This is a genomic window from Streptomyces sp. NBC_00239 (assembly GCF_036194065.1).
Lineage (GTDB): Bacteria > Actinomycetota > Actinomycetes > Streptomycetales > Streptomycetaceae > Streptomyces.
The window spans coordinates 167,090-194,041 of record NZ_CP108096.1; the positions used below are offsets into that span (position 1 = coordinate 167,090).

The following is a 26,952-nucleotide window of genomic DNA, read 5'->3' on the forward strand; positions in this document are numbered from 1 at the left end:
GTGACTCCCCGCCACCTCGACCACGCCGACACCCTCAAACTGCCCGTCACCGGAGACGGCCCCTTCGACTTCCTCCACACCTTCTGGAAGCCGTCCCATTACGCCACCGGGCTCGAGGCGCACACCGCCACCCGCTCCTGGCGGACCTTCCGGGCCGGCGACCTCGTCACCGGCGTACGCCTGCACGCCGAAGACCGGCTCGTCATCGCCGACATCTACACCGACGGCGACTACAAGCCCGCTCACCGCGAGCACCTGGCACGCCGACTGACCGCCTCCTACGGCCTGGACGAGGACCTCAGCCAGTTCACCGAACTCGCCTCCGCCGTACCGCAGATCCGCGAGCCACTCGAAGCGCTGTCCGGCATGCGGCAGAGCTGCCCCGAAGACCACTTCGAGATCGCGGTGGTCGCCCTGCTCCTGCAGAACGTCACCATCGCCCGCACCACCCAGATGACCCGCAACCTCCTCACCCACCACGGCCAGCTCGTCCACTTCGACGGCATCACGCTCCGGGCCTGGTTCACGCCCGAGGAACTGGCGCACGTCTCCGCCGAGACCTTCAAGGAGCAGGACCGCCTCGGCTACCGCGCCAAGACCCTGCCCGACTTCGCCGCCTTCTTCAGTGATCACACCACCGAGGAACTCCAGAGCGCCGGCGACCTCGTGCAGACCTTCCAGCAGATCAAGGGCGTCGGCCCCTACACCGCCGCGATCATGGCCTCCCACGCGTCCCGGAACACCAACTCCTTCGGCCTGGACGTGTGGAACCGCAAGATCCTCGCCCGTCGGCTCCTCGACGCCGAAGACGCCGCACCGGAAGCCGTCACCCGCCGCCTGAACAAGCTCTTCCCCGGCCACGCCGGAACCGCCGGCCTGTACTTCGTCGAGCACGAGTACCTCAACGCCCCCGTCGCACCACTCCTCGACCCGGACGGCATCGACGCCTGGAACGAGGCTCTGGAACACCCCGTCCCCTGACCTGACCCGACCCCACCACCGACCCGGCAGCGCCCCGGCCGACGCTGCCGTCACAGCCATGCGTCCACGGCCACGAGGACAAGTCCACGAACGGGTGACACGCCGCGTTCGAGTGCATCTCCGCCACCCCCGGGCGCGGCCCTGACGCCCACCACCGACCAATAGAACGTTCGTTCACGATCTGCTCCCGGCCAAGCCGTTACGGACCCCCCACGGGGGCGTTCTTAGAGCACCAGTACCCCTCACGCCCCCAGATGGAGGACTTCATGAACCCCGTACTCGCCCTTGCGCATCGGCCTCTCGGATTCGAACAGCGGCGGCCCTCGACTACTCCTCTCGCCAGCCACTCACAGCGGGTTGACGCCGTCGCCCACCGCTCAGCACGACCGGATACGAGGTGGACAGCATGAGCGAGCCCACCCATGCAGCGGCCAGCCGCCGCGGGACGCAGGCGCGCCGCCACGCCCCCTCGTCGCTGTTGCCCCCCACCCACGACGGTGGCTGCCGGGCGGCATCTTCCAGGATTCTGCCCGCTGGCCGGCCTGTCCCGGCAGCGCGGACCGCCGTCTCCGGGAGCCGGTCATGACCGATCCGCTGCGCCCGGCCGCCCCGAGCGCCCGATCCGTACCGCACGCACGTACCGAGCCCCTGCCGCTCCCTCCGGCATCTGCCCCGCCCTCGCCCGAAGGTGCGGAGCTTGGCGACGAACTCACCGATGCCTACTGGGCGACCTGGGACGGTGAGGCCTCCCGCACCAGCATGTGGAAGATCTTCGCCACGCTCCCCGCGATCATCCGCCGTGTGCTGGAGATGGCGTGGCGCGCCGACGCACGGGCCACCTGGGCCGTGATCGTCCTGCAGCTGGGTTCGGCGGCGATGGCGGCGTTCGGGCTCCTGGCCTCGATCGGCGTCCTGCAGGCCCTCTTCGCCCAGGGCGCCACACCAGACCGGATCCGCGCAGCGTTCCCGTCCCTGGCTCTGGTGGCCGGGCTGCTGATGTTCCGGGCCGTGCTCGATGCCGGGGTCGCCTTGTATCAGGCCCGGCTGACACCGAAGATCCGCCGCATCGTCGAGATGGATTTCCTTCGCCTGGCGGCCCACGTACGGCTTGAGGCCGTCGACGACGCGAACTGGGCGGATGACTCCAACCGCGCCAACGACCGGGGGCTCTACTACGCGCGCCAGTCCATCACCCAGATCATGGAACTCGCGTCCGCGCTCCTGGGACTCATCGGTGCCGCCTCCGTTTTGACCCTGCTCCACCCCCTTCTTCTGCCACTACTTCTCGCCTCGGTGATTCCCCAGGGGCTCGCCTCGGTGCGCTCCGCACGCATGCGGTTCCTCAGCCAGGTCCGCTACAGCACCCTCCAGCGGCGCGTGCGGCTGTTCACCTGGCTGCTGCTGGACCGGGACGCCGCCGCGGAGTTGCGCTCCTCGACCGCGCAGCCAGCGCTGCTGGGCGAGCACGAGCGCATCGCCCGGCGGATCGAGGAGGAGGACACCCGGCTGGGGCGGGCCGAGGCCCGCACGGCACTGTTCGGCCGAGCAGTCGGCGGTGTGGCCACCGGCCTGACCTACGCCGCGCTCGCCTGGATGACGATCGTGGGCTGGCTGCCGCTGGCCTCCGGCGGCGGCGCCGTTCTGGCAATCCGGGCCAGCCAGGGCACCCTGACCCGGATCGTCCTCGCGACGCACTACGTGTACGAGCACGCCCTGTGGGTGTCGGACCTGTACACCTTCCTGGAGAAGTGCCGCACGTTGCTCCCACGCCGCACCGGGCTCGCCGCACCCGGCCAGGTCAAGACGATCAGCATCGAGAACGTCGCCTACACCTACCCCGACGGGAAGAAGCCCGCGCTCAACGGCGTGTCCCTGGAACTGGCCGCAGGTTCCACCGTCGCGTTCGTGGGGGCGAACGGCTCGGGCAAGTCCACGATGTCCAAGCTGATCGCCGGGTTGTACGAGCCGACGGCCGGCAGCATCGCCTGGGACGGCACCGACGTACTGACGATGGACGCCGAAAGCGTGCAGGCCCAGGTAGCCATGGTCCTCCAGGACCCGGTGGAGTGGCCGCTCTCGGCCCTCGCGAACATCACCATCTCCACCGGGACGATCACGCAGGCCGATCCGAAGCGGGCACACGAGGCCGCGACGGCGTCCGGCGCCGACCGGGTCATCGCCGGGCTGCGCCAGCAGTGGACGACCCCGCTCTCGAAGCGGTTCAAGGACGGCGAAGAGCTCTCCGGCGGGAACTGGGCGAAGTTCGCCGTGGCCCGCGGTCTCTACAAGGACGCCGCGGTCCTCCTGCTCGACGAGCCGACCGCCAGCATGGACCCGCGTGCCGAGCACGCCGCCTACACCGCTGTGCTGCGCGGCCGCCGTCGCGCGGACCGCATCACGATCCTGATCTCCCATCGGCTGGCCAGCGTGATCGAGTGCGATCGGATCTTCGTGTTCCAGGACGGCCAGATCATCGAAAACGGTGATCACGCTTCGCTGATGGCTCAACGCGGTGAGTACTACCAGATGTTCACCCTCCAGGCCGCCGCCTACCAGGCCGAGGCTCCGAGCAAGAACGGGGACAGCGGATGAGCGCCGCCGACAGGCGGATCGCGCCCGCCCCGCGCACTGAATGGCCGGAGCACTTCGAGGACCACCTGGCCGGGACCGGCTGCCCGATCTGCACCAACGACTTCACCGCCGAGGACATCGGGTGGGGCCTGCTGATCAACAAGGGCCCGTTCGCCAACGCCTATCTGTGGCGCAGCGGTCAGGTCCGCGGCTATGTGGTGGTGATCTTCACCGCGCGGCACGTCGCCGAGCCGACCGCGATGACCTCCGCTGAGGCCGCGGGTTTCTGGAACGAGGCGCTGGCCGCCGGTCGCGCGGTGGAGCAGTACTACCGCCCGCTGAAGCTCAACTACCAGCTCCTCGGTAACGCCGTGCCACATGCCCATTTCCACATCACTCCCCGGCGCTCCGCCGACCAGGATCCGGCGCCCGGCGGGCCGCTCCCCTTCGACGTCCTCGATCACGGCCGTCAGGACGAGGAGCAGTTGCAGACCGACGCCCGGCGCCTGCGCGAGCTGCTGGGCCGCACTGGGTCCTCGGTGGTGTCACGATGAGCGCGGAATCCGCCGTGATGGTGGTGGCGGGAGTCCTGGCGCTGTACTACCGCATCATCCCGACCGACGTCTCCGCGGGGCCGTCAGGGACCGCCACCTGCAACTACGTGGCCCGGGACACCGACGGCCGGCGATGGTTCGTGAAGGCCTATCCGGCGAGCGCTGATCTGGCGGCCGAGCGGCGCGCCCTCGAGCTGCCCCTTCGAGGTGTGGGCGAGGGACGCCGCTCGGGAGCGGATGGAGGGGCTCCCCGCTGCGGCTTCCATGCTCAAGGCGCTCCCGCCGACCCTCGCCGTGCAGATCGTTCACGGCGACCTTTCCTCCCTGAACTTGATGCTGAAAGGCGAGAAGGAAGCCGGCCGATGAACGCCGCCACGGAGCAGCTGTCCCTGCTTGCCACCGACGAACCCGCCCACCAGCCGGCCACCGACGCCGTGCGGCTGCTCCTGTTCAACGCCCAACACGCCTCTCCGGAGCGCTCGCGTCGCCAGGCCGAATGGATCGCCAGTCAGGAGGACGCCGATATCGCAGTCCTCACCGAGGTGTCCTCCACCCAGGGCGGCGACGCCCTCGTCGCCGCGCTCACCGAGCGCGGGTACGCCGCTCTGGTCGCCCCTCAGCCGTCCACGCCCGACTACCGCACGGTCATCGCCTGCCGTACCAGCGATGTCCGGCCGGTCCCCAGCCCGGTCAGCGTCACTCCCCATCGGGCCCCGGCGGCCCGCGTCACCGTCGGCGGCCACGACATCGGAGTGCTGGGCCTGTACGTACCCTCCCGCGGTCCGAAAGACCAGCGCAACGTCGCCAAGCGCGCCTTCCAGGAGGCGGTCACCGAGGGCCTGCCGCGGTTGCACGCCACCTTCCCGGACATGCCCGTCATCGTGGCCGGGGACCTCAACGTCATCGAGCGCGGGCACCAGCCCCCGCACAAGGTGTTCGGCGACTGGGAGTACACCTTCTACGACTCCTTCCAGGCCGCTGCTCTCACCGACGTCTACCGGCATCTCCACCCCGACGAGGTTGTCCACTCCTGGTTCGCGCTCACCGGCAACGGCTTCCGCTTCGACCACCTCTTCGTCTCCACACCCCACGCCGACCGCGTCCTCGCCTGCGACTACCACCAGGAAGCCCGCAAAGCGGGGCTGACCGACCACGCGGTCATGACGCTCCGCCTGGGGCTGCCGTCCACCCCAGGCGGACACGGCGAAGCCCCAGCTACGAGCTCCGGCTGACCACCGGGCGCCGCAGCGCCCGAACGTCGGCGTTTCGCCAACCTCACCCGAGCCCCGTGCCCTTGCGCGGCAAGGGCCAGTGCACCACGCACGTTCATCCCGACCTCGCCCGCGGCCTCGCAGCCTGGCGCACCATGGCCTCTGCCCTGCTCATCCACTCGACCACCGACATCTGTTGGCTGTCATCTGACTGCCCTGCGTCGCGCGCCCGGCACGAGGGCATCGCCGACCTCTACGGTGTCCGGGCATCGCGTGCAGGATGGACGTCGCTGCGTCCAGGCCCGCACTCGGTCAGCCCAGGAGCTTCTCAACAATGCAGTGTTCAGCGAGGAAGTGCTCTGTCTGCTGGAGCAGGACGGTGTCGCCGAGTTCGGTCAGGTGTACTCCGTCGCTCCACAGGGTGCCCGAGGGGCCGGTCATGTGCTGGGCGACGGCGGTGAACGGGTTCCACATGTCCAGATACTGCGCGTCGAGCGCGGCTGCGGCCTGGGCGGCGGCTTCGTTGTAGCGGGCGAGTTCCGTGTTCATCGAGGTGACGGTGGCAGGGTCCTCGATCGGCCCGAAGGGGGTTTCGGAGACGACGACGATCCGGCGGGCGTATCCACGTAGCTGGTCGAGCATGCGGGTCAGGTGCTGGGTGTACTCCTCAAGGTCGACGGCCTCGGAGGTCCGGCCCTGGAAGCAGCGCCAGACGTCGTTGATGCCGCATCCGAGGAACACGAGGTCGTATTCGGTGCCGTTGGTTGCCCGGTCGGCTTCGACAATGCCGGCGACGTCGCGGCTCGTGGCGCCGCCCTTACCGTGGTTATGGACGTCGAAGGCAATGTGCGGCCAAGCAGCGCGCAGAGACAGGGTCAGCCGGTGGACCCAGCCTCGCCGGGCCCAGCTTTCGACAGTGACCCGGGAGCCGACCTCGGGCAAGTTCGCCTGGGTGGTCATCTGCGCGTTGACGGCTTCCAGGTGCTCCATGATCGAGGTGCCGAAGAAGCCGACGGTCAGGGTTCGGGGGGCCTCGCACGGCCCTGGATCACCGTCGAAGTCGCGGATGGATGTCGCCGGAACGCCGGTGTCTCGCCGCTGAGCAAGGCGGCGCCCTGCCGGGACGTCGCCCTGACGGTACGTTCCCGGAGTCACCGGAGTGCTCGCATGGCCATCGCTCCGTACTCGTCTTTGGGTGTCGGCCTGCGAGGACTCCGCAAGCTCGTCAATCCCATGAATGCACCCAGGTCACTTTGGCTCCGCGACTTCCGCTGATGCGGCACCGTCTCCACCAATCGGGTTCTCGCTGCTGACGTGGGCGTGCCACTCGGGCGGGACCGCTACTGCGGCTGCTCTGCCCCGGTAGGTCACCGCCACGTGCTCCCCTGCGTGAGCGCGGTCGAGGAGCTCGGCTAGTCCGCGGACGGCGTCCTGCGCGGTGATCGTGTCCGTCACGGCTCCGCCGGCCTCTGCGTGCCAGGCGGCCGGCACCAGCACAGCGGCCGGGTGCCCGTGCCGAGTGACCACGTGGTGGCCCCCTTTCAGGCGCACCCGGGTCAGGACTGGGCTCCATCCGGACCGGGTGTCGTCGGCGCTGCTGCTGGTCGTCTCCATGGGCCGAAAGTGTACGGACTGCCAGGACTTCACGGACAGCCACAGACTTCCCGAACTTCCATAACTTCCCGAACTTCAAGGTTTTGCGCTACGGTCGTTCTCGTCGGAGCGAAAGCCCCGATGGCTCCACCTCCGCCTCAACCAGGCGGAGTTCGCCATGCCCTTGGCTCCGTCAAGGCAGCGCACAGCACCACACGAGGTGAGAGGGGGATCCCCCTCTCCCGCCTCCGCCGGGGTCGGCGTCTTCAGCGCCGGCCGCCGACGAGCCCGATCACCTCACGAACCGAGGAGCTCCACCGATGAACAGCACCAACAAGCGCGCGACCGTCGCGGCTGTCGCAGCCGTCGGGATGCTCGGACTGCTCTCGACCACCGCGCAGGCCGACACCCCGGATCCGGACAAGCCCCTCCGCACGTACACCGAGGAACGCTTCAACCCGGTGACCGGCAGGACGGAAACGGCCACCATCACGGAGTACCCGGACGTCATCAAGCGCGGCGACGGTCCCAAGCCGGGCCACGACTCCACGTCCGCCGACGCCCCGAACGCCGGCACCCGCGACAGGGCCGCTTCCTCCGGCCAGCCCGGCACGGCGAACAACGGGTCGGCCTCGCCCTCGGGCACGCTGGAGCCTGCCCCGGGCACCGGCGGCCTCTTCATCCGCAACGCCGGAGGGTCGGTCAAGGGCCTCATGGGCGAAGGCGACCGTGCGCGGATCATCGCCTGCCACCCCAGCGACCCCAATCTGGTCAAGGTCGAGCAGATCACCAGCGGACACAACGGCTGGGGCGCGTACATCGGCTACGTGAAGATCGCCGCTTCCTCGGCGCCCAGCCGCATCGCCTGCTGACCCCTCCCCCGCTGCCGTGCCGGCGCCGCCCTGCACCCCGCATGGGTGCGCCGGTCACGGCACCAGCTGCCCGGCACCGCCACCACCCCGCCGGACGGAAGAGCACCGGGCCGCCGATCCACGAACCCTCATACGCACATTCAAGGAGAGCCACGTGCCCAAGGACATTCAGATCCTGGCCGAGCGCCGCTCGGACCTCGTCCGTCAGCTTCTGGCGTCGAACGAGAACCTCCCGACCATGAGCGCCGGGCCTGACCGTGCGGACACCGACTACGCCCGCACCCTCCTGGCCGCGGACGTCGCCGCACTTGAGGCCGTGCTGCTCGCGGGCCTTGCCGACGCCGAGCACCGTCACAGCAACTGATCTTCGGCGGCCCCTTGGTGCCGCCGCCCTCGGACAGCGACGTCATGGACGCCGCGCGGGCCCGGCCCCTGGGCCGGGAGGCGAATCTGTCCCGGACGCCGAGGCGTCCCGTCACTGAAACGGCCCCGGCCCGGTGTCTTCAGCACCCGGCCAGGGCCTCGCCAGCAGAGCCACACACCACGAACCGGTAGGAGCTCAGCAGCATGGCCAACCGTACCCGCGGCCGCGATTTCGAGCGCCGCATCCAACGAAGCAAGAGCGCCGCGTGCGGCGCCGAGCAGGCCCGCACGGCCGTCGCCCTCCTCCGCCGCGTCCCCGGCGGACCGCACAGCACGCCGGCCTCCGGCACCAACTCCACGATCGGAGGCGCCTGATGGCCTTCCGCCGCAGCAGCGAAAGCGACAACCGCTCCTCCAGCAGCGGAAGTTCGACCCCGAAGGGCTTCACGCCGGAGCACCAGGCCGGGCAGCAGCGCCTGAATGACCAGCTGACCTGCAGCCGCCTGGAAGAGCGCCCCAAGGACGCACCCCCCGGCAGCTTCTGACCTGCTCCCGGTCCATATCCCTTTGACGGGCGCACCTCCGCCGTCCCGGCCCACGCCGGGGCGGCGTTCGTGCATTCAGACCGCGCGGTCAAGGGAGCAGCCTGGCCCCCGCCGGACAACGCCGGCGCCGCTGCGCCGGAGCGCACGGTCGTTGACGCCGGCGGGCACCGCCGTTCGGACGCGAGGTCCCCGCGCAGGGTTCTGCCTATCGGGCGGCCGTCTGCCGACAGGCGTGGAGATAGTCCTCAAGCGGCTCCAGGCCGACCTCGAGTCGTCGAAGGTCAACCTGTTCGGCCTCCCAGATCGGCGCCGGGGCGAGCACCCCCGCCTCATCCGCGTGCAGCTGCGTGCCGAATACCTGCGGCCGGCCCTGGGCGACGCGGACTCGATCCTGCAGCAGCGCTGAGTGCCGCGGGTCTGCCTCGCCGGCCAGCACGGCCTCCGCCAGCAAGTCCCGGCACCTGAGCTGGAAGTCGGGTGCCGGATCACTGTGCTGGGCGAACAGCCACACCGCCGTAGCGGCACGCTCCCCGACTTCCGAGATGCCCGGCCACCCCCGCACCGCGAGGAGCTGCTGCAGCCAGATCCGGTTGTCCCGGTCGATCTCCTGCCATCGCTCCATCACCTCCGGCGTCCGCGACGCCGGAGGCAGCAGCCGCACCTCCTGGTCCAGCTCCATCCGGCGCAGCAGCTCCGCCGCCAGCTCCTTATCCGGCGCGGCCGCGGCGCGCGGCCGCGCTGCGGCACCGATGACGTCGAAGAGATGGGCGCCGAGGACCTTGATGTCCGTCGGGGTGTCCAGGACCTCGAGTTCGTCACGATCCACCCAGCGCACCCGGTGCGCGGGGGCGCCCTGGGGCTCGTAGGTCAGCGGCACGACGCCGACGAAGACGTGGTCCCGGTGCAGGTGCCGCCCGTCAGCTCGGCTGTCCGGGTCGGCCGCGATGTCCACGGTCCACCACGGGCCGGGGACGGCAGGGTGGGGGTACCCCTCCGGAAGTGGGGGTGGCAGGAGGCGCGGGCGGTATCCGGACTCTTCGAGTGCCGTGCGCATCGCGGTGTCCTGGGGCGTCTCGGCCTGGTCCTCGTGGGTATGGCCTCCCGGCGGGAGGTGGCCGCCGTGCCGGGGGTGCGCGATGACGCACATCCGCCACGAGGCCCCGAAGCGCGCGAAGAGAAGCGTGCTTGCGGTCAGGTGCCGGACTGAGTCCATGGCGAACCTCCAGAGTCGACGCGTCGGCCTGCCGAGGTCCTACCCTGCGGCCTCTGTCCACAGCTTCACGCTCGTACGGTCCGGTTCCCTATCACGGAACGGAAGGGCCCTATATGTCCGCAATGGCTTGGCTTCGGCTGTCCGATGACCGGCTAGTTCGAGCCGATCGTGTCGTCGCCGTCGACCTGTGGGGCCCGGGGCCCGAGAACACCGCCCAGGCGGAGGTCACGCCCGCGGTTCTCGGGCAGCCGGCGCGGATCGTGGCCCAGCTCGCCGGCCCCGACACGTCCTGGGTTCATGTCGCGACCTGCGCTGCCGTACGCGGCGGCGAGTTGATCGCGGGATTGCTCGGCGCGATCGCGGCCGCGTCCGCGCGGCCTTCGGGCATCGCGTTCGTCTACGGGCTGCGGCATGGCGGGGAGCTGTCGCGGTGGGCGTACGGGGCGACGATCCCGCTCACCGATCCCCGTGTTGCACCGTTCCATGAGGTTCACGATGCCGCTCCGGGGCGGTGGCTGGTGCGTCCTCTGCGGGGTGGGGCGCAGGAGGGTTCCTGAGCCCCGTCACGCCGGGCGATCGTCGGCTGCAGTGGTCAGGGGCGGGGCTCGCCCGGCTCCTGGCCGTTGTCCGCCGGCTGGAGGTGGAAGGGATGTTCACACGGAGCGGCCGGCCGCTGCGCCACCCATCCCGACTCGTATGCGGCGGGATCATCGACGGTGCGCAGGTGGGTGAATCCGAGGCGCTCGTAGTAGGCGTGGAGGCGGGTGTTGGTCGTCCAGGCGTCGAGGCGTAGCCACTTCGCCCCGTCGCGGGCCGCCTGGTCTCCGCACCAGTCCAATATCGCGGCTCCGAGGCCCTGGCCGCCGCCTGGCCGCGCAAGGGTCAATTTGTGCACGTAGAGGGCCGGTTCGCCTCTCTCCTCTTCGCTCCACAGGACCGGCTCCGCCTTTCGGTCGAGGGTGACGGTGGCCACGGGCAAGGCTTTCGGGGTCGGGTGGAAGAGGTAGACCTCGCCGGCGGACACGCTGGCGATGAGGAGTTCGGGTGGGTAGGGCGTGGACCACTGGTCGCTGCCCTTCGCGCTCAGCCAGCTGGCCGCGTCGGTGCGGAACTTCAGGAGTCGGGGGATGTCGGCCGGCACGGCCCGGACGACGATCACTCGCTGCCTCGCTCGGTGTGGCGGAAGCGCTCGTACACGGTGATGTTGCGGTGGGCCGGCAGCGTGAAGAGGGTGACCTGCACGGGCAGGTCGGCGGCGTCGTAGTTGGTGCTGACGATTTTGATGGCGGGGACCGAGTTGCCTGCGCCGAGGCCCAGGCGGATGTTCTCCCCCTCGGTGGTCGTGTGGGGGTGGATCTCGTCAATGGAGCGCACGATCTCGTGCCCGAGTTCGGCGAGGACGCGGTTGGTGCCGCGCTCGACGTTGTCCTGCAGGACCCAGTCGCTTCTCTCGACGATGCGCAGCGCCACGTAGGAGTCGTCGGTGTGGGCCGCGGCGCCGTCCACCATGTTGGTCCTGCGCCGCACGGCCACGTATTCGCCGTCCAGCAGGTCCAGTCGGCTGCGGACCAGTTCGTCTGCCGGCTCGCGGGTGATCTCGTCCATCCGGGCGTCGCCCTTGCGGTGCGCGGCGTCGAGGAGAGACGTGTAGACGTCGATGTTGGGCCCTTGCTCGCGGAACTCCGACTGCGGATAGAAGAGCAGCGGCTTCCAGTCGTGGACCCAGGCGCCCGAGCCTTTGCGTGTCCGCACAATGCCCTCGGCCTTGAGTTTCTCCAGCACGCGAACCATTGACTGCCGGCTCAGCCCGTACTCGTCGCCGAGAACCTGTGCTGAGGGCAGCTTGTCCGGAGAGCCGTCCGGTTTGCGGAAGTCTCCGGCTTTGATGCGTTCGCGCAGCAGGATGACGGCGTCGTCAACCGTCGCCTTCTCCTGCGGATTCCGCGGGCGATTGTTACTCATGGCCGCACCTTAGCAACCTGTCGCGACAGGTTAGCAAGAGTCGCCGGGCGATGCACACCCCACCCATTAGGGCATTGCCGCCTCGGAGCCACATTGACCGATCCCCGCAACTCAACCTGTCTTGACAGGTGTTGACGAGCCGCCAGCTGATCGCTACGGTCGTGATCGACGCCACAACCTGTCTTGACAGGTTGGAGTGTCTGGGGCCCTCATTCCGGGTCTAAGTAGCTCAATTCGGCGCACTGCCGGGGCTCGCGCGATGCAGGCCCGCTCCTTGAGAACTCCACAGCGGACACAGGACTGAGCGTCCGAGGGGTGCCCGTCGGCCTTGCCGTACGGCCCCGCTCGGGCACGCAGCAGTCCAGGCAACCAAGGCCCGGCGCACCACGGGTGTGCCGTGGCCTTGGCCGTCTGGCCAACACGACGGCCCTGGTCAGGAGTTACCTCCCGGCCAGGGCCGCGCTCGGCCCCTCATGGGGAGTCGCCACTCCCGCACGGGGCCTCATCCGAACACCTCACTCAGCGAGGAGTCCGAACTGTGTCCCAGATTAGTGATCGCTCCGCCCGCTCCACCGCCCAGGGCGGCGCCACCAGCTCCGCGCACTCCAAGACGATCGCCGCCTCGGTCGACACCAAGGCGCGTGCACGCGCCGCCGAAGTCGCCGGGGCGTACCTGACGAACCTGAATCTGGCCGCCAACTCCGCGGCCGCGAAGGCGGTGCACTGATGGCCACGCCCACCGCCTTCGAGCCCGTACACCCCAGCCCGGCCGAGTTCGTGGGGATGGCCCGCAACCGCCTCGGCAACCTGAGCCCGGCGCAGCGCCGCGTCCAGGCAACCGAGGCCGCCCGTGACGTACTGCGCCGCGTGATCAGGCTCGACCTGAACGGCATGCAGACCGACGAACTCGTCCTGGAGGTCTTGGAGATGCGGGCTGCTCTGGCCGGCCTGCTGACCGTCACGGCTCCGGCCGTCACGCCGCCCGCTCCCACCGCTGACGGTGCCCTCAGCGACGACGACCTGGTCGCCAGCCTCTTCGACCTCATCAGCGATGCGGCGCCGCTGGACGCCGACGTCGCCGTCCACGTCGGCCGCCCGCTGCCCAATCGGCTCTTCGACTCCCTGGTGCGGGCGATCAACGCGCCGGGGCTGCACGACGCCGGTGAATACCTGGAGGCCCGCGGGCACTGCGGGACCTCCACCGTTCACATCACCGCGATGGCCGCCCGCGCAGGTGCGCGGTGACCCAGGGCGAGCCGCCGGACCGGCGGCCCCGCGAGAGCCAGATCCTGGCCGAACCCGCCACGGTCGAACGGTGCCGGAAGGACTACGACACCGGCTCGGCCGACCGGGCCACCGCCTACAAGCAGATGAGCCGCCGGGCGGTCCCTGATGCCTCGTGAACTCGGCCCGCCCCACACCGCCTCGTTCGGACTCCGCCTCCACGGCGGCAGCGCAACCGACCGCCGGTGACCTTCAGCTCCACGCCGCGGGGGACAGCTGTACCCCGCGGCATCTCGCGACTCCGCCCCGCGGAGCCGCCTCGCACAGGAGAAATACGGTGACCACCCCATCCAGTTCGCCCACCACGACAACCCCGACGGACTCCGCCACCGAGGCCGACCGGCCTCAGCTGAACAAGGCGCAGCGCGTGATCGTCGGCATCGTGGTCGGCGGCGCAGTGGTGATCGCCGGCATCGGGTTCGCCGGCTCGTACGCCGCAGTCCGCGACCTTGCGATCCGCAAGGGCTTCGGCACGTTTGCCCATGTGTTCCCGCTCGGGGTCGACGCGGGGATCCTCGTGCTGCTCGCGCTGGACCTGCTGCTGACCTGGCTCCGGATGCCGTTTCCCATGCTGCGGCAGACCGCGTGGCTGCTGACCAGCGCGACGATCGCGTTCAACGGCGCGGCGGCCTGGCCGGACCCGCTCGGCGTCGGCATGCACGCCGTGATCCCCATCCTGTTCGTCGTGACGGTCGAGGCCGCCCGACACGCGATCGGGCAGCTGGCGAACATCACGGTCGGCCGTCACATGGAGCCGGTCCGGCTGATCCGGTGGCTGCTGTCACCTCTGCCCACGTTCAAACTGTGGCGGCGGATGAAGCTGTGGGAGCTGCGGTCGTACGAGCGGGTCCTCGAACTCGAGCAGGAGCGCCTCGTCTACCAGACCCGCCTGCAGGCCCGCTTCGGCCGCAGCTGGCGCCGCAAGGCTCCGGTCGAGGCCCGGCTGCCCCTGAAGCTCGCCCGTTACGGCGTTCCACTCACCTCCAAGCGCGCCCCGGCTTCGGCCCCGGCGCAGACGGTGAAGGGCGACGCACTGGAGACCCACGTCGCCGACGCCCTCGCGATCACCTCGACCGCGTCCGAAGACCCGGAGCTCTTCCTCGCCACCGAGGGCATGAACGTTCCTCCGCACCCCGTGAACTCGGGAGCCGACGCCAGCGTGAACCCCCGCAACGGGGGTGCGTCGGCACCGCGGCCAGCAGCCGTGAATCCGGCTGCCGAGCGTGAACGTGGCCCCGTGAATCCGGGTGCCGCCTCGGGCGTGAACCCATCGGTTCACGCGCCGACCAATGCCCCCGTGAACGGTTCACGCGGGGGCGATTCACGGCCTCCCGTGAACTGGTCAGCGAGCGCCCAGGATTCACGCATGAAGCAGTTCACGCCCCCCGTGAACAGCAGCAGCGTGAACCGCGTGAATGCCGTGAATCCGCTGCTCACGGGCACCGTGAACGGGTTCACGCCGGGCGTGAATCACCGTGAATTCACGCGTGAACCGGAGGCCGTGAATCGGCGGGACTGGAGCGTGAAGCGGCCCGTGAAGCTGACCGTGAACCGGGCGGCCGATCGTGAATCCGACGGCGTGAACGACCCATCCGACACCGTGAAACCGGATGCGGACGAGGTCGTGAACGAGGACGAGGGGGACCGTGAAGACGGCGGCGTGAACGACCGCGCCGTGAATTCACGCGGCCCGCGCGTGCACGCCGCGAAGACGCCGGCGCCGACGTCAGTTCACGCCGCTGTCGGTGCTCCCAGCCCTGAGCAAGCCGAGCGCGCCAAGGCCGCGGCCTCGTGGCACCAGGCCAAGAAGAAGAACCCGGCCCTGACGCAGAAGGAGTTCGCGGAGAGCCTCGGCAAGTCGCCGGCCTGGGTGACCAAGGCCCTCAAGGAGGCCCGTGTGGCCGAGAAGACGGCCGGCGCCTCCCCGGACGCACCCGATGGCTGAGCCGGTCAGCAAGGACCATCCCGGCCGGATACGCCCGGGGCCGGGCACAGAGCCCGGCTCCGGCGAGACCCGCACCAGCCAGCTCTCAGGGCTGTTGACCTGCGATAACGCAGACCACGACGAAGAGTTCATCCGCATGCTGATCTACCTCGCCCTGGAAGGCGAGCGGATCACCGGAGCCTCCGAGGAGGGAGGGAACGTGACCACCGCAGATGAGAAGACCGACCCGTTCCACGTGCCGCTGCCGGATGAGGTGCCCGTACCCGCGGCGCACGCGGAGGCAGCAGGCCCTGACGGTGGCCAGGCGACGGCCAAGGCGTCGCCTCCAACCCCTGCCGACGCGGATGTAGACGCTCCCGTAGATGGTGTAGATGCGCAGGTCAGCGCCCCGGAAGCGGGTGTGCCGACCCCCCGGGGGAGCGGGGCGGAGCCTGCCATTCCGGCCATGCCGGCATCGCCGCCCGAGCCGCCGGAGAAGGACTCCGATTGGTGGCGCATCGACCGGGCCGGGCCGAAGCCCGAACCTGCTGCGCAGGGCGCGCCTCGCGAGACCAAGCAAGGCTGGTGGGACCGCCTCTACAGGGACCAGGACGCCGACCTCGACACCTACAGCGGGCACGTCCTGACCGTGCCGCCCGGCAGCGGACCGGTTCTCATCGAGGTCCAGAAGACCCCCGAACCGGAGGCATCAGAGCCGGAGGAGGCCGAGGCCGGGGCCGGGGAGCCCGACGCCCGCCCGCAGGTCCTCGATGTCCACAAGCCGCAGCCGACCCTCCAGATCCGTACGCAGCCGGTGAAGCAGTGGCGCCCCACCCGCTTCTGGCGCGTCATCACCTTCAACGGGACCGCCGCCGCGGTCGGCTCCGCCATCGGGCTGAACGCCTACCTGTCCCAGTTCCCCCCGGCCGCCGTCGCCGCTGCCGGCGGACTGCTCGGGGCCGGCATGGCGCTCGGCTTCGGGTTCACGGCGTGGAAGGCCGCGGGCAGCGAGATGCTCGCGCCGTTCGTGCCGTTCGGCGCCCTGGGCCGCCTCGCCGCGGTCTTCGTCGCCGCCGAGGTCGGACGCCGCCTCGGGCAGGAACTCCTGCCGTACACCTCCGACATCGTGGCCCGCCAGGTCGGCCTGAACCAGAGCGACACCTCTCTGCTCGTCGTCGGCCTCACCATGTGCGGCGCCTCGGGCTGGCTGGTGTGGCGCACCCGCCACGGCGGCCTGCTCAAGCGCTGGCTGGCACGCATCCCGCTGGCCACTTCCCTGCTCGTCTGCGCGCTGTACTCCACCGGCCCTGTCATCTGAAAGGCACCCACCCGTGACCCCCATGAACACCGTGCTCGCCGCACCCGCCTCCGGCGCCAGCTTCACCCAGGGCCTGGGAGCAGTCGGCCTCTCGTCCCTCGCGGCCGCCGGTTTCATCGTTCTGATCATCGCCATCCGCAACAAGTCGAAGATCACCAAGAAGTACTTCGACGACCGCCGCTACCTCGCCGGGCTCGCTGCCGTGATCGGCGTCCTGTTCATGCTCGCTGGAGGGACCTGGAGGAGTCTGGCCGAGGGAGTCCACGGCACGGCAGCCTCGACCCTCACCGATCCGAACCTCATCGCTGGTGCTACGCCTGCCGGACTCGCCCTGGTCCTCGGCGTCATGGCCTTCCTGCCCGAATGGCAGCGGCGTCTTCCCCCGGCGTTCTTCGGCCTGAGCTTCGGCGTCGCGTGCGGCCTCGCGGGCGCGTTCTGGGGAATCCTCTTCAAGGTGACCGGCGCGTTCCTGGAGAAGCTGGCATGAGAGCGCTGCTCAAGGAGATCAGCATCCCGTTCCAGGGCGGCAGGCAGACGCCGCGGCTGCTGCTCCTTCCGCTCCTGACCGGGTCGCGCCTCATTGCGTCGTTCCTGCTGCGCAGGGTGGGCCGGGTCGTCAAGCTCGGCTGGACGGCGGCCATGAACCTCGACGCCCCGCCGGCGAAGGCCGCCCCGGCCGCAGCGGAGCAGGGCGGCGACCCCGCTGACGACGACTCCGCGAGCAAGGCGGGCCCGAGCGCCACCAAGGTCTCCAAGAAGGCAGCGCATGCCGCTGCCGACGACGTGATCGAGCGGGTCGGGCTGGGCTGTCTGATCATCCTGTTCGTCGGCGTCGTCGTCGCGGGGCTCCTCTGGCTGTTCATGTGGCTCGTCTGGCCGCACATCGCCCCGTACGTACCGGTCAGCTGCACCGTGCTCGGGGTGGTGTGGGTGATCGGCGCGTGGATGATCGCTCCCCCGCTGCAGGAGACCACCACCCAAAATGATCATGAAAAATCTGCGGGGGAGCAGGAGCAGGAATCCGACCAGGACCGGTTCGCCCGGTTGCTCGTCCGGTTCATCGTGGCCGCGGTCCGGGACGCAGCGCCGGAGCACATGGGCGTTCACATCGCCGAGCTCCTGGCGCGGCTCCAGCAGGAGGCGAAAGGCTTCGACAACTGGGAGCAGCTCCAGCTGCGGGAGTGGTGCACTGCCGCCGGCATCCCCGTCAGCAGGAACGTCCGCGCCAAGGGGAAGGGGCCCACCTGGGGGGTCCGCGCCGACGAGCTCCAGGGGGCCTTCGGCGCCTCTCTGGACGAGACGGTGGAGGCCCTCTCCCGACCCGTCCTCCGGGCCCCGTCGGAGGGGTCCCCCGCCGCCCCCGTCCAGGCCGGGGAGGAGGGCCCCGCCGCACCCCTCCCCCCACCCCTCTCCGCACCCCCCGCCGAGGCCCCCGTTCCGGCCGGGCAGAGCACCCCCGTCCAGCCCCACCTCCAGGCTGTTCCCGACCCCTCCCCTGGCGCCGTCGCGTGACCGTGCCCTGTGGGGGTGCAGATGCCGTCTACACCCCCATCTACCAGGGCATCTACCGCTCATCTCACCGTGATCGACAGGCCGTCGACACCTCCGTCTACGGTCTGTCGACACCACCGTCGACGGGCGGCGCCAGAACTGCACCGGCCTCTTCGCCGGCGGCGAGAAAACGCCCCTGACCATCCGCGGCCACGGCCTTCGCCCTCTACGATCCGGGGACCACCGATCGGATCAGGAGGCGTCCGTGCCGTTCACGTACAACTGTCCGCCCTGCGGCACGGCATCCCGGCCTTACACCTTCCGCGCCGGCGCGGAAGGCCACGGCGTTCGTCACCGCCATCGGCGTCACGACGGTGACTACCCCGTGGGCGAATGCATCCAGCACATCGCCTGGGTCAACCCGCTCGCACGCGCGGGTGTCTGGCGGCCCTCCCGAGGCGACGCCGTCGCCGCGGTGGTCGCCGGCCTGCTCGTTCTCTGGAGTGTCTGGCACGCGTTCACGAACTGACCCCGGTGGGCTGCACATCTCGCGAGATGTGCAGCCCACCGGGGTCAGTTCGTTTCTACGTTCCGAACGCCCAGATTCCTGGCCCACCCGCCGCGGGCGGTGGGGCGCCGGCTGGGCGCCGACTCGGGCTGGGAGTGCAGTATCTGCCTCTCCGTCGCCGACGGTCAGGGCGCCAGCGGAAGATCATCCCGCAACGACTCCGGCAGCGGGTAGGCGGCGGCGAGCGCCTTGATGATCTCGTGTGCGGTCTCCCGGTCGGCCTCGGGATCCGCCTTCTCGACGAGCGCCCTGCCGTCCTCGTCGGTATCGACGCCGAAGAGTTCCGCGAGATCGTCCTGGAGGTCCTCGTCCCCGGTCTCGGCTTCAGCGTCGAGATGGGTGTCCTCGGCGCGCTGCTCTGCGTAGTGATGGACCCGCGTCAAGCTCGCCGGGTTGGCGGCCTCGCCGTTGATCTCGGTGCCGGTGGCGAAGACCGTCCGGTGGACGGGACCGTCCGACGGGATGAGCAGGGTCAGGACGGCGTCCTTGAGGGCGGTGCGGTCAAGGTAGACGCTGGCACTCACAGGTGGCCACCTCTCAGGTAAGGGGGCGGGCGGGTCAGCGGGTCAACTCGAAGGCCAGGTCCAGGCGGCGGGTGTGGTCCGGGGCCAGCAGGTCGCCCAGGCTCACGGTGGAGCCGAATCGGTAGCCGGCCCAGTCGGGGGTCATTTGAAGGAGCTCAGCCGTACGGGCGCGCAGCGCCTTCAGGCCGTGCGTCCACTGCTCGGCCGTGGGGAGCGTCTCCCAGGTCCGCTCGGCCTCCTCGTCGTCCAGGAACTCGCCGGCGGGTGTCCGCAGGCGGGCGTCCCACCAGGTGGGGAAGGGATCGCTCCAGGAGACGACGACGGGGTGGTCGTCGCGTTCGAGCAGGAGGCGCTGGACGTCGTGCCAGCCGCACTCCGGGCGGAACTCCCCCGAGGCCAGGCCCTGGGTGATGACGCCGGCCAGCCAGCGGCGATCGGGGCCGTCGACCCAGGTGTTGATCTCGCATTGGCCCATCAGGCGGGCGGCGAGGCGTAGCGGCTCGGTGCCGCCGTCCATCGCGGTGTTGAGGAGCAGGGTCAGGGGGCGGACCTGGTGTCCGCGGTAGTCGACGATCGGGTCGTCGAAGATGACGTTGTGCAGCGAGCGGGCGTACACGCCCAGCCAGCGGTACGGGCTCACCTGGCCGCCGAGCCGGATTTCCCTCAGCTCGTGGTCCTCGGGCAGCAGGTCGAACAGGGCGTAGGCCCGCTCGCCGGAGTCCGGGGAGTCGAAGAGCACCCGGCGGGCGTGTTCGTGTATCAGGTTGAGGAGATGGGGGCGCTCGGGGCCGTTGAGGTGGGCGGAGCCGTGGGGGTCCTGAAAGCGGATGTAGCTCACGAGGAGTCCTAACGTCGGTGCGTGGGTGGGCAGGAGGCTGCCGGGGCGTTCGGATGCAGGTGGAGACGCGGGCCTACTGCCAGTCGAGGCCGGTGGAGCAGTTCGCGGGGAGCGGGGCGCCGCTGACGAGGTGGTGGACCAGACCCAGGCCGATCCGTACGCAGCCGAGTGCGGCTTCCTCGTCGGTCTCGCTGGCGAAGAAGCCCTGCGCCGCGGAAGCATTCTCGATCTTGTGCGCCTGCTCCAGGAGCTGGCTGCGGGTGCGCAGTTCGCCGCGGGGACCGTAGGGGCGGCGTACGAGCGCGGCGGCCTTGAGCAGGCGGAGCATTCGTGCCTCGGTGCGGAAGAACTGCTGGTAATGGGCCTCCCGGCTGTCTCGGGCTTGCCATCCGCGGCCGTGGATCGCCGCGTGGAGTTCGCCGCCTGTCGCGACGGTGCGCAGCGCGGACCGCAGGAGGAGGCTGCGCCAGGAGTGCTCGCGCAGGATGCTGCGCGTGGTGTCCCCGTCCGGGGCCTGCAGTGCGAGGGTGGTGAGGACCTGCTCGGCGCGCGCCAGGTCGGTGGCCCGGGTCGGGCGGGATGGGCGGTGCGTGGGCGGCACGGTGTCGGATCCCCTTCACGGTGATGTGGCGGCGGGTCGGGCGGCATCCGCGGTGCTGCGCCGGCTGCTGGCCTCGCAGTTCCTTGTACCAGTCAGGTCTGACAGCGGCGTCGGGCGGATCAGTTCTTGGCCAGTGCGGGCCGGGTGTTCATCTCGAGGGCGGCGATCGCTTCCTTGGGGACGGGGATGACGCTCTCGATCAGGGTCAGTGCGCGGCGCAGGGCGATCTGGCGCTGGGGGGCGTAGCCGCGCTCGTCGAGGGCGACGGCGAGGGCGGCCTGGGCCTGTTCGATGTTGCGGCGCTCGGCGGGCGGGAGGTAGCGGGCACCGGTCGTCCGGGCGTGGTGGTCCGCGCTCTTCCAGGCAAGGTCGAGTGCGGTGATGGTTTTGCGGTAGGCGTCGAGGGCTTCCGGGGCGGTGGAGATGCGGGCATCGCGCGCGGCGTCGAGGGCGTCGATGAGGCGCGCGGTTTGGGGGACGTTCACGTCGGCCAGGGCCAGGCGGTGGAGGTTGTCGAGCAGGTTCATCTCGAAGTCGCCGTATGCCTCCCGCACTGCGTCGTGACGGGCTTCCAACTCGGCGCGTCGTTGTACGAGTTCGCCGGTGCGGCGCTGGTGCGCTTGGGCGCGCTCGCGTCGGCGGTGCAGGTAGGCGGCGAGCGCACCTGCAAGGAGCAGGAGCACGACGACGGCCGCGATGGCGCCGACGACGGTCGCGATCGTCCCCCACGGCGGGCTGCTGTCCGTGTGCCGCGGCCCGTCCGAGGCGCCCGCGCCGTGCTCCGAGGGGCTCGGCTCGGCTTCGAGGTCCTTGGCGACAAACGCCCGCAGCTTGGACGCCAGCTCCATGGGGAGCCTCGGGTTGAACACGAGGGTCGACAAGACCATCACCCCGAGCAGGGCCGTGCCCACGCGCGGCCAGTCCTTGGCGAGCCAGAACCGGAATGCCTGGACACCGAGGAAAAGGCACATGAGGTTGCCGATGAGGGTGAGTATCCAGGTCGCGGTCGTGGACGTGGCTGCCATGGGCCGGGGGCCTTTCACGAGGTGCCTGCCGCCGGCCGGGCGTGTGAATGCCAACCTGCGGTGTCCTGTGAGAGATCAGGACACGATCACCGTGTGCCAGGGCCCCTGTGGACAGAGTCCGGCGACCGCACCCGCCCCTGTGGACAGCGCACGGAGCACGCCGTGGCCGGTCGCCGGGCCCGCTGGGCGGGTCAGATCTGGTCGCCGACCTTGATCTTGCGCCACTTCGTTTCGGTGACCTCCTTCCAGTTGGAGCGCTTGTCCTTGACGATCAGGACCTTCCACACGGCCGGGTGCTGCTGCACCCCGGTCTGCACCCGCCCGAGGTACTGGCGGTCACAGACCCGGCGGGAGCTCCGCTTCCCCCCGCTGGCGCCGCCGTTGGATCCGCTCGAGCTGCCCTTGTCCAGCTTGTTCGGCGAGCCCGGCTTCACCTTCGAAACGCCTCCGCCGCCGCTGCCTCCGCCGGTGGTGGAGCGGCTGCCGGAACCGCCGGTGGAGGGCCGGCTGATGCCGGTGAGGGTCAACGCGTTGGTGGTGACGGTGCGGCAGTTCGTCTCGCGGTAGCGGTCCTCGTAGATCGGCGTGGAGGGCCGCGCCGCATCGTGGTCCTTCTCCTTCACGGTGCCGTGCTCCAGCGGCTTCGGGGGCTTCGGGGTGCTGGAGGTGCAGGCCGCCAGCAGGATCGCGGCGGTGACGGCGGTGACGGCGATCGTGAGCGGTCGGGCGGCGGGAGACATCGGGGCAGCTCTCACTTTCTGGCGTGTGCAGGGGAGTTGGCGGGGCGCGGGCGGCGGGACGACTGTCCGCCAAGGAGCCTGTGGACAGCGGCCGCCCGCGCCGTGGGCGTCAGCGGCCGGGCTCGTCAGCGAACGTCTCGGCGTACGCGGGCTTGAGGGAGTGCCAGACGGTGAGGTCCGCCGGCTTGTCGTCGAGGCGCAGGAAGACACCGGCGCGGATCGTCGGGTCCTCGATGCGGTTGACGGCCGCGGCGAAGGCCCGGCGCGTCGGAGGGTTGGCCCTCGGCGCAGGTGCCGAGGGCCGGGCGTGGGGTGTGTCCGCTGGTCAGCGGCTCAGGGTCTGGAGCTCCGTGATCACGAGGGGGCCGTCGCTGTCGCGGAGGATGCGGTGGACCAGGAGGTCGCCCCGGTGGAGGGCGAGGTGGCGGGCCTTGGCCTCGATGGCGGCGAGCTTGCTGCCCGTGGCGTGCAGGGTTCCGCAGCTGCACAGGAAGCCGTATCCGTCGCGGCCTCCGCGGGCGGCGCAGTCCGGGTGGAGCGGGCGGCCCTGGTAGTGGCGGTGCTCTCCCGGTCCGCTGAGGGGGCACGGTGAGCGGTCCGTGGCGTGCAGGGCGACGACGTCGGCCGTGAAGACCTGCTCGTCGGTGCTGTGCGTGTCTTCACTGTTCCCTGCGTGCGTGGCCACCGGTGCCCCCTGCCGTAGTTGGGCACCGTCGAGCGGTGCCTTCGAGGTCGAACCTTCAACCTGTTGACGCTATTAACTTTACTCATAGTGGGGTTATGAGTCAAACTAAAAGGGTCAGCGTGATGGGCGGGCGGTCCCGCGCATCACCGGGAGTTCGACACCTTGGAGACCTCTTGGCCCGCCCGCTCGGCCGCCACCAGCTCACTGCTCTCAGCGCGCTCGCCCGCCTCAACGGCGGCACCTGGAGCGCCGACTGTGCCTGGCGGCTGCATACCGTCGCGCACACGGTGCGCGTGCTGAACACGCTCGTGGAGCGCGGCTATGCGACACGGACGAGCGCGTCCGCCCGCTACGCGATCACCGAGCAGGGCCTCAACCGGCTGGTTAGGTCAAGTATCTGTAGCTGTCTCAGCGGGGTCTTTGAGGGGCTGGGGCGAGTGATCGTCAGCGTTAGGTTCAAGTGTTCGTACATGTCGCATGAGTTGGGGGGACAGGTGGACTACTTCTTCGTTTCACCGGACAAGACCCGGAAGTTCTACGAGGCGCCTCCTGGTCTGGAGGATCTGGACGCGGTGGCCTACGTGACTCGGAAGGGGGCTCTGAAGACGGGTACACCGTTCTTCCTCGGCCCCGACATGCGTCCGGCGGAGCCGCTGAGTTCGTTCTTCCACGAGATGGCGAAGTCCCTCAAGGCCAAGTCGCTGTCCGACTACACCTACGACGCCTTGGGCCTCGTCGACTTCCTCGAGGCCCTGGACCTCCCGACGGATCTGCTGTCGGCGACGGAGGACGACCTCGTCGCCTACCGCGAGGACCGAACGGTGCACCAGGAGACGCCCGTAGAGGCGGCTACGTGGAAGCGGCACCGGGCTTTGATCAACAACTTCTATGACTGGGCGGTCGATGGAGCGAAGATCCTCGACAAGCGTCCGTACTACCGCCGAAAGAACGGCAAGGACGTCCTGGCCTGGGGGGATACCAGCGAGCTGGACGTACGCCACCTGGCTTACGGGCAGTGGCGGTTTCTGAAGCAGGTGGGCCTTCGCGGCCTGCTGCCCGATGACCGCGCTGACGGGCGTTTTCGGGTGTCGGCGCCGTTGCGGAACAGCGCAGGCGGCGAACTGGCGGTGACGACGGGGATGAGGCTGCGCGAGTTCAGCACGCTGCTGGACATCGAGGTCGGCCAGCCGCGCCGGGATGGTATGCCGACGCCGGTCGAACTCCAGGCGACGGCGAAGTACAGCCTGAAGCGGATCGTCGAGATCCAGTACGACACGTCGCGCGAGATGGATCTCTACCGCCGCACCGAGCGGGAGTGGACGGTCAGGAAGGCGGCGAAGGCGCTGCACAGGCGCCGCGCCGAACTGTTCGTGGTGGATGACGTCGATCTGCGAAGGATGAAGGTCAGCGGTGTGTTGCATGGCCGGCGGCGGGTCTTCAGCGTCTCGGGAATGACCGAGGAGATCAGGCGGCTGGCCGTCATCGAGGGTGATCACGGCTTGGAGGCGATGGCCCTGTTTGTGGGCCGCGGCGGTCAGATGCTCACCAAGTCGCGCTGGAACCAGATCTTCGATGCGGCTCACGCCCGCACCTTGCGCATCTGCAAGGAGGAAGACCTGGACCTGGAGATGCCTGCCCGGTTTCGGATCCACGATCTCCGGCACACGTTCGCGGTGATCATGCTGGAACTGCTGACCAGGATGGTCCTCGAGATGGAGGCCGAGCGACGCCGTTCAGGTCAGGACGCCTATGTGACCGAACACATCAATCTGAATGCCCTGTTGATGGTTCAGGGCCTTTTGGGACATAAGCGCGTCAGCTCGACGATGCGTTATCTGCGATACATCCGCCGGACGAACCTGCTGGTCGCGCGGGCCATCGCGGAGTGGAACGACCAGAACAAGACCTACGCGGAGTATGCCTCCCGCCTGGCCGATCGGACGGTGGCCTGATGGCTCGCCGGGGCGAGCGGAAGGCACGGCCGAAGCTCGCAGGGGGCCAGATCCAGGCACAGGCACAGGCACAGGCCGGGCAGGGTCGCGTCGGAGTGCGCGAGCTGACTTACCTGACGCCGAAGGGTCGCCTGAAACGGCACCGGGTCGACCCGGGTGGCTACGGCTGCTCGACGCTGGCGGCACAGCTGGCGGACGGGTGGATCGACTACCACCGGGCCGCGGCCTTGACCGACAGCGGGGACTACGCGGGGGCAGTGCGGTCGTTCGCGGCGTTCGTGGACCAGTATTTGGCGGCCAAGGGCCTGGATTCGACGATGGTCCGCCTCGATGGCGGGGACATCGACCTGGTCGAAGTCATCTACGAGTGGGAGAAGTGGCTGCAAGAGCAGTACGCGGCGGCGTCGGGTCGGCCTTATGGCCTGGCCGGGAGGCTGCTGACGTTGATCGGCCATCGTGCCGTTCGTGATCCGAACGTGCCGGAGAGGCTCCGGCGGAGGGCAGAGACCACGCCCACCTTTCGACGCCCGAAGTCCGAGCCGCTGGACGAGTTCGCCAACCACGAGCGTCTGGCCCTGCGGCAGGCCGCGCAGGCAGGTGTCCGTGAGCTGGAGAAGCGTCTCGCCCTGGGGCGGGATCTGCTGGAGGCGGGGGAGGACCCTCGCGTGGCCGGCTGGCATGACCTGCCGAATCTGGTCTGGGCCGCACGCCACCGAATGCTGACCGCAACGCAGTTGAAGAAACATCTCCCCGCCCGCGCCGACCGGTGGCCTGAGCCACTGAAGGAGCTCGCGCTCGAACCGGAAGGGTTCTCCTCGAGAACCGGATACTGGCTGATGAGGGCAGTGCACGGACTGCTGTTCCCGCACGAGATTGATCTGCATCCGTTCCGGATCTTGCTGCTGCTGGAGCTCACTGACTGCACCCCGGAGGAACTGCACGTCGTCTGCGAGGGCGACATCGCATTCAGCCGTGAGGGCGTCCGGGTGGTTCAGCGGAAGCGGCGGGCCGGACGCGTCCGCGCGGACTTCCACCCGCTGGACGAGGTTGCCCTGGACGAGGAGCGACCAGGCGAATGGGTCTACCCCGGCGCGGGCAACTGGGACACCCCCGGCCTGTTCCGTCGCCTCCACGCGGCGACGGCTCTGAGTCGGGAAGCGTTCGAACAGCCGTGGCTGTTCACCGCGGTGGAAGCTGACAGGCACCGGGCCGCGATGCTGGCCGGCCTCGCCCTCTTCACCCGCAAGGGGCGCCGCTTCACCCAGTGGATTGGCGCACATGACGGCTCCGACGGCACACTCGCCCTGGACATCTCCCGCCCGCACGACGTCAGGCGCCTGCGGAAGACGGCCAAGACCAGCAAGGTGGCCGCGTTGGGCGGGACCCTGACGGACCTGGCCGGAGATGATCACCACATCGAGGTCTTCCGCGGGCACTACGCACACGGGACTACCGTCCATGTCCTGGCCGGCAAGGCCATCAACAAGGCCCAGAATCAGGTCTTCAAGAAGGTGACGGCCACCAAACCGGTCCTGATCACAGCGGAGGCCGAGGCGTCCCTCGTCGAGTCCGGAACTGCCCAGGCCCTTGATCTGACCCAGGAGCAGGCCGGCGCCCTGGCCAGTGGGGACTTGGACATGGGGCTGACTGGCTGCCGAGATCCGTACGCCTCGCCCCACACCGCGGAGGGCAAGCTCTGCCATGTTGCTCCGGCGATGTGCATGCTCTGCCGGAACGCGATCGTCTTCACCTCGCAGTTGCCCCGACTTCTGATGCTCTCCGACCACATCGACCAGATGCGGCTGGTGCTCGCACCTGAGCGATGGCAGGCGGTCTGGGGTGGCCAGGCCGCAGCTCTCGCGGAGGTCTTCCAGGAAGTCGCCGACCAGATCCCCGCCGCCCGGCAGGAGATCGAGGACAAGAAACTGAGACTGGATCTCCCCTTGGGGATGCGAACGGAGTACGAGCGATGATGCGACGGGCCGCGACGGCCCCCGCGCTTGAAGAATCGGAGTTCTTCCCGCCGAATGAACCGGTCTTCGCCGGGCGGCGCACGCTGATAGCCGGCGCCCCGGTCCCGGTCTTCGGGCAGCGGGACAGCTGGCCCGGTGACTGCCTGCGACGTCCGGTCAACCGC

Annotated in this window: 30 protein-coding genes; 19 read left to right on the top strand and 11 right to left on the bottom strand. The window is 69.7% G+C overall.

Translation table 11 applies throughout. The features are described 5' to 3' along the window. The 4 genes from OG764_RS38630 (at position 1) to OG764_RS38645 (ending at position 5,338) form a co-directional block, all read left to right on the top strand. On the top strand, positions 1 to 981 hold the full coding sequence (locus OG764_RS38630; protein ID WP_328973484.1) for a DNA-3-methyladenine glycosylase family protein: 981 nt from the start codon (positions 1 to 3) through the stop codon (positions 979 to 981). 582 nt (positions 982 to 1,563) lie between these two features. After that, positions 1,564 to 3,573, top strand: coding sequence for an ABC transporter ATP-binding protein (locus OG764_RS38635; RefSeq protein WP_328973485.1), 2,010 nt, complete (start codon positions 1,564 to 1,566; stop codon positions 3,571 to 3,573). Next, positions 3,570 to 4,106, top strand: a complete 537-nt coding sequence (locus OG764_RS38640; RefSeq protein WP_328973486.1) for an HIT family protein — start codon at positions 3,570 to 3,572, stop codon at positions 4,104 to 4,106. The genes OG764_RS38635 and OG764_RS38640 overlap by 4 nt, the downstream gene beginning before the upstream one ends. Before the next feature lie 362 nt (positions 4,107 to 4,468). Continuing rightward, positions 4,469 to 5,338, top strand: a complete 870-nt coding sequence (locus tag OG764_RS38645; protein WP_328973487.1) for an endonuclease — start codon at positions 4,469 to 4,471, stop codon at positions 5,336 to 5,338. Positions 5,339 to 5,629: 291 nt separating this feature from the next. Here the strand turns inward: OG764_RS38645 and OG764_RS38650 are convergent, their stop codons facing one another. Both OG764_RS38650 and OG764_RS38655 read right to left on the bottom strand, forming a co-directional pair. Further along, positions 5,630 to 6,472: an SGNH/GDSL hydrolase family protein gene (locus tag OG764_RS38650; RefSeq protein WP_328973488.1), complete on the bottom strand. Its 843-nt coding sequence runs from the start codon at positions 6,470 to 6,472 to the stop codon at positions 5,630 to 5,632. Positions 6,473 to 6,565: 93 nt separating this feature from the next. Continuing rightward, a complete protein-coding gene (locus tag OG764_RS38655) occupies positions 6,566 to 6,931 on the bottom strand; it encodes a hypothetical protein (protein WP_328973489.1) in 366 nt (121 codons plus the stop codon). Positions 6,932 to 7,230: 299 nt separating this feature from the next. On the opposite strand from OG764_RS38655, the gene OG764_RS38660 reads away from it, so the two are divergent. The 4 genes from OG764_RS38660 (at position 7,231) to OG764_RS38675 (ending at position 8,690) form a co-directional block, all read left to right on the top strand. Then, complete coding sequence (locus OG764_RS38660; protein WP_328973490.1) at positions 7,231 to 7,782, top strand: hypothetical protein; 552 nt, start codon at positions 7,231 to 7,233, stop codon at positions 7,780 to 7,782. A gap of 154 nt (positions 7,783 to 7,936) precedes the next feature. After that, a complete protein-coding gene (locus tag OG764_RS38665; protein WP_328973491.1) occupies positions 7,937 to 8,146 on the top strand; it encodes a hypothetical protein in 210 nt (69 codons plus the stop codon). Positions 8,147 to 8,349: 203 nt separating this feature from the next. Continuing rightward, positions 8,350 to 8,520, top strand: coding sequence for a hypothetical protein (locus OG764_RS38670; protein ID WP_328973492.1), 171 nt, complete (start codon positions 8,350 to 8,352; stop codon positions 8,518 to 8,520). Next, positions 8,520 to 8,690, top strand: coding sequence for a hypothetical protein (locus OG764_RS38675; protein WP_328973493.1), 171 nt, complete (start codon positions 8,520 to 8,522; stop codon positions 8,688 to 8,690). Before OG764_RS38670 ends, OG764_RS38675 begins: the two co-directional genes overlap by 1 nt. A gap of 205 nt (positions 8,691 to 8,895) precedes the next feature. On the opposite strand, the gene OG764_RS38680 is transcribed toward OG764_RS38675, so the two are convergent. After that, on the bottom strand, positions 8,896 to 9,903 hold the full coding sequence (locus tag OG764_RS38680; protein WP_328973494.1) for a DUF6624 domain-containing protein: 1,008 nt from the start codon (positions 9,901 to 9,903) through the stop codon (positions 8,896 to 8,898). 113 nt (positions 9,904 to 10,016) lie between these two features. Here OG764_RS38680 and OG764_RS38685 point away from each other — a divergent pair, with 113 nt between their 5' ends. Further along, the gene (locus OG764_RS38685) at positions 10,017 to 10,460 is read left to right on the top strand and encodes a hypothetical protein (RefSeq protein WP_328973495.1); all 444 of its coding nucleotides are present in this window, start codon (positions 10,017 to 10,019) and stop codon (positions 10,458 to 10,460) included. A gap of 35 nt (positions 10,461 to 10,495) precedes the next feature. Here OG764_RS38685 and OG764_RS38690 read toward each other — a convergent pair whose 3' ends face one another. Next, positions 10,496 to 11,062, bottom strand: coding sequence for a GNAT family N-acetyltransferase (locus OG764_RS38690; protein ID WP_328973496.1), 567 nt, complete (start codon positions 11,060 to 11,062; stop codon positions 10,496 to 10,498). Further along, the gene (locus OG764_RS38695) at positions 11,059 to 11,865 is read right to left on the bottom strand and encodes a GntR family transcriptional regulator (RefSeq protein WP_328973497.1); all 807 of its coding nucleotides are present in this window, start codon (positions 11,863 to 11,865) and stop codon (positions 11,059 to 11,061) included. Before OG764_RS38695 ends, OG764_RS38690 begins: the two co-directional genes overlap by 4 nt. A 538-nt stretch (positions 11,866 to 12,403) precedes the next feature. On the opposite strand from OG764_RS38695, the gene OG764_RS38700 reads away from it, so the two are divergent. From OG764_RS38700 to OG764_RS38735, 8 genes are all read left to right on the top strand, one after another. Further along, positions 12,404 to 12,592: a hypothetical protein gene (locus OG764_RS38700; protein WP_328973498.1), complete on the top strand. Its 189-nt coding sequence runs from the start codon at positions 12,404 to 12,406 to the stop codon at positions 12,590 to 12,592. Then, on the top strand, positions 12,592 to 13,110 hold the full coding sequence (locus OG764_RS38705) for a hypothetical protein (protein ID WP_328973499.1): 519 nt from the start codon (positions 12,592 to 12,594) through the stop codon (positions 13,108 to 13,110). The genes OG764_RS38700 and OG764_RS38705 overlap by 1 nt, the downstream gene beginning before the upstream one ends. Beyond that, on the top strand, positions 13,107 to 13,268 hold the full coding sequence (locus tag OG764_RS38710) for a hypothetical protein (RefSeq protein WP_328973500.1): 162 nt from the start codon (positions 13,107 to 13,109) through the stop codon (positions 13,266 to 13,268). Before OG764_RS38705 ends, OG764_RS38710 begins: the two co-directional genes overlap by 4 nt. 248 nt (positions 13,269 to 13,516) lie before the next feature. Continuing rightward, the gene (locus OG764_RS38715; protein ID WP_328973501.1) at positions 13,517 to 15,094 is read left to right on the top strand and encodes a DUF2637 domain-containing protein; all 1,578 of its coding nucleotides are present in this window, start codon (positions 13,517 to 13,519) and stop codon (positions 15,092 to 15,094) included. Next, positions 15,087 to 16,391, top strand: a complete 1,305-nt coding sequence (locus OG764_RS38720) for a hypothetical protein (protein ID WP_328973502.1) — start codon at positions 15,087 to 15,089, stop codon at positions 16,389 to 16,391. The genes OG764_RS38715 and OG764_RS38720 overlap by 8 nt, the downstream gene beginning before the upstream one ends. A gap of 13 nt (positions 16,392 to 16,404) precedes the next feature. Beyond that, positions 16,405 to 16,878 carry a hypothetical protein gene (locus tag OG764_RS38725; RefSeq protein WP_328973503.1) on the top strand — a complete coding sequence of 158 codons (474 nt, stop codon included), beginning with the start codon at positions 16,405 to 16,407 and terminating at the stop codon, positions 16,876 to 16,878. Further along, on the top strand, positions 16,875 to 17,903 hold the full coding sequence (locus OG764_RS38730; RefSeq protein WP_328973504.1) for a hypothetical protein: 1,029 nt from the start codon (positions 16,875 to 16,877) through the stop codon (positions 17,901 to 17,903). The genes OG764_RS38725 and OG764_RS38730 overlap by 4 nt, the downstream gene beginning before the upstream one ends. Positions 17,904 to 18,147: 244 nt before the next feature. Then, positions 18,148 to 18,411, top strand: a complete 264-nt coding sequence (locus OG764_RS38735) for a hypothetical protein (RefSeq protein ID WP_328973505.1) — start codon at positions 18,148 to 18,150, stop codon at positions 18,409 to 18,411. A gap of 164 nt (positions 18,412 to 18,575) precedes the next feature. Here OG764_RS38735 and OG764_RS38740 read toward each other — a convergent pair whose 3' ends face one another. From OG764_RS38740 to OG764_RS38765, 6 genes are all read right to left on the bottom strand, one after another. Beyond that, complete coding sequence (locus tag OG764_RS38740; protein ID WP_328973506.1) at positions 18,576 to 18,974, bottom strand: hypothetical protein; 399 nt, start codon at positions 18,972 to 18,974, stop codon at positions 18,576 to 18,578. Between the two features lie 34 nt (positions 18,975 to 19,008). Continuing rightward, positions 19,009 to 19,812, bottom strand: a complete 804-nt coding sequence (locus OG764_RS38745) for a hypothetical protein (protein ID WP_328973507.1) — start codon at positions 19,810 to 19,812, stop codon at positions 19,009 to 19,011. Positions 19,813 to 19,885: 73 nt separating this feature from the next. Beyond that, positions 19,886 to 20,413, bottom strand: a complete 528-nt coding sequence (locus OG764_RS38750) for a hypothetical protein (protein WP_328973508.1) — start codon at positions 20,411 to 20,413, stop codon at positions 19,886 to 19,888. A 119-nt stretch (positions 20,414 to 20,532) separates the two neighbouring features. Then, positions 20,533 to 21,438 (bottom strand): hypothetical protein, encoded by a 906-nt coding sequence (locus OG764_RS38755; protein ID WP_328973509.1) that lies wholly within the window; start codon positions 21,436 to 21,438, stop codon positions 20,533 to 20,535. A gap of 191 nt (positions 21,439 to 21,629) precedes the next feature. Next, positions 21,630 to 22,178: a hypothetical protein gene (locus tag OG764_RS38760; RefSeq protein WP_328973510.1), complete on the bottom strand. Its 549-nt coding sequence runs from the start codon at positions 22,176 to 22,178 to the stop codon at positions 21,630 to 21,632. 325 nt (positions 22,179 to 22,503) lie between these two features. Beyond that, on the bottom strand, positions 22,504 to 22,863 hold the full coding sequence (locus tag OG764_RS38765) for a hypothetical protein (RefSeq protein WP_328973511.1): 360 nt from the start codon (positions 22,861 to 22,863) through the stop codon (positions 22,504 to 22,506). Positions 22,864 to 23,036: 173 nt separating this feature from the next. On the opposite strand from OG764_RS38765, the gene OG764_RS38770 reads away from it, so the two are divergent. Continuing rightward, positions 23,037 to 24,815: a recombinase XerD gene (locus OG764_RS38770; RefSeq protein ID WP_328973512.1), complete on the top strand. Its 1,779-nt coding sequence runs from the start codon at positions 23,037 to 23,039 to the stop codon at positions 24,813 to 24,815. Then, positions 24,815 to 26,788, top strand: coding sequence for a hypothetical protein (locus OG764_RS38775; protein WP_328973513.1), 1,974 nt, complete (start codon positions 24,815 to 24,817; stop codon positions 26,786 to 26,788). The genes OG764_RS38770 and OG764_RS38775 overlap by 1 nt, the downstream gene beginning before the upstream one ends. Positions 26,789 to 26,952: the final 164 nt, after the last annotated feature.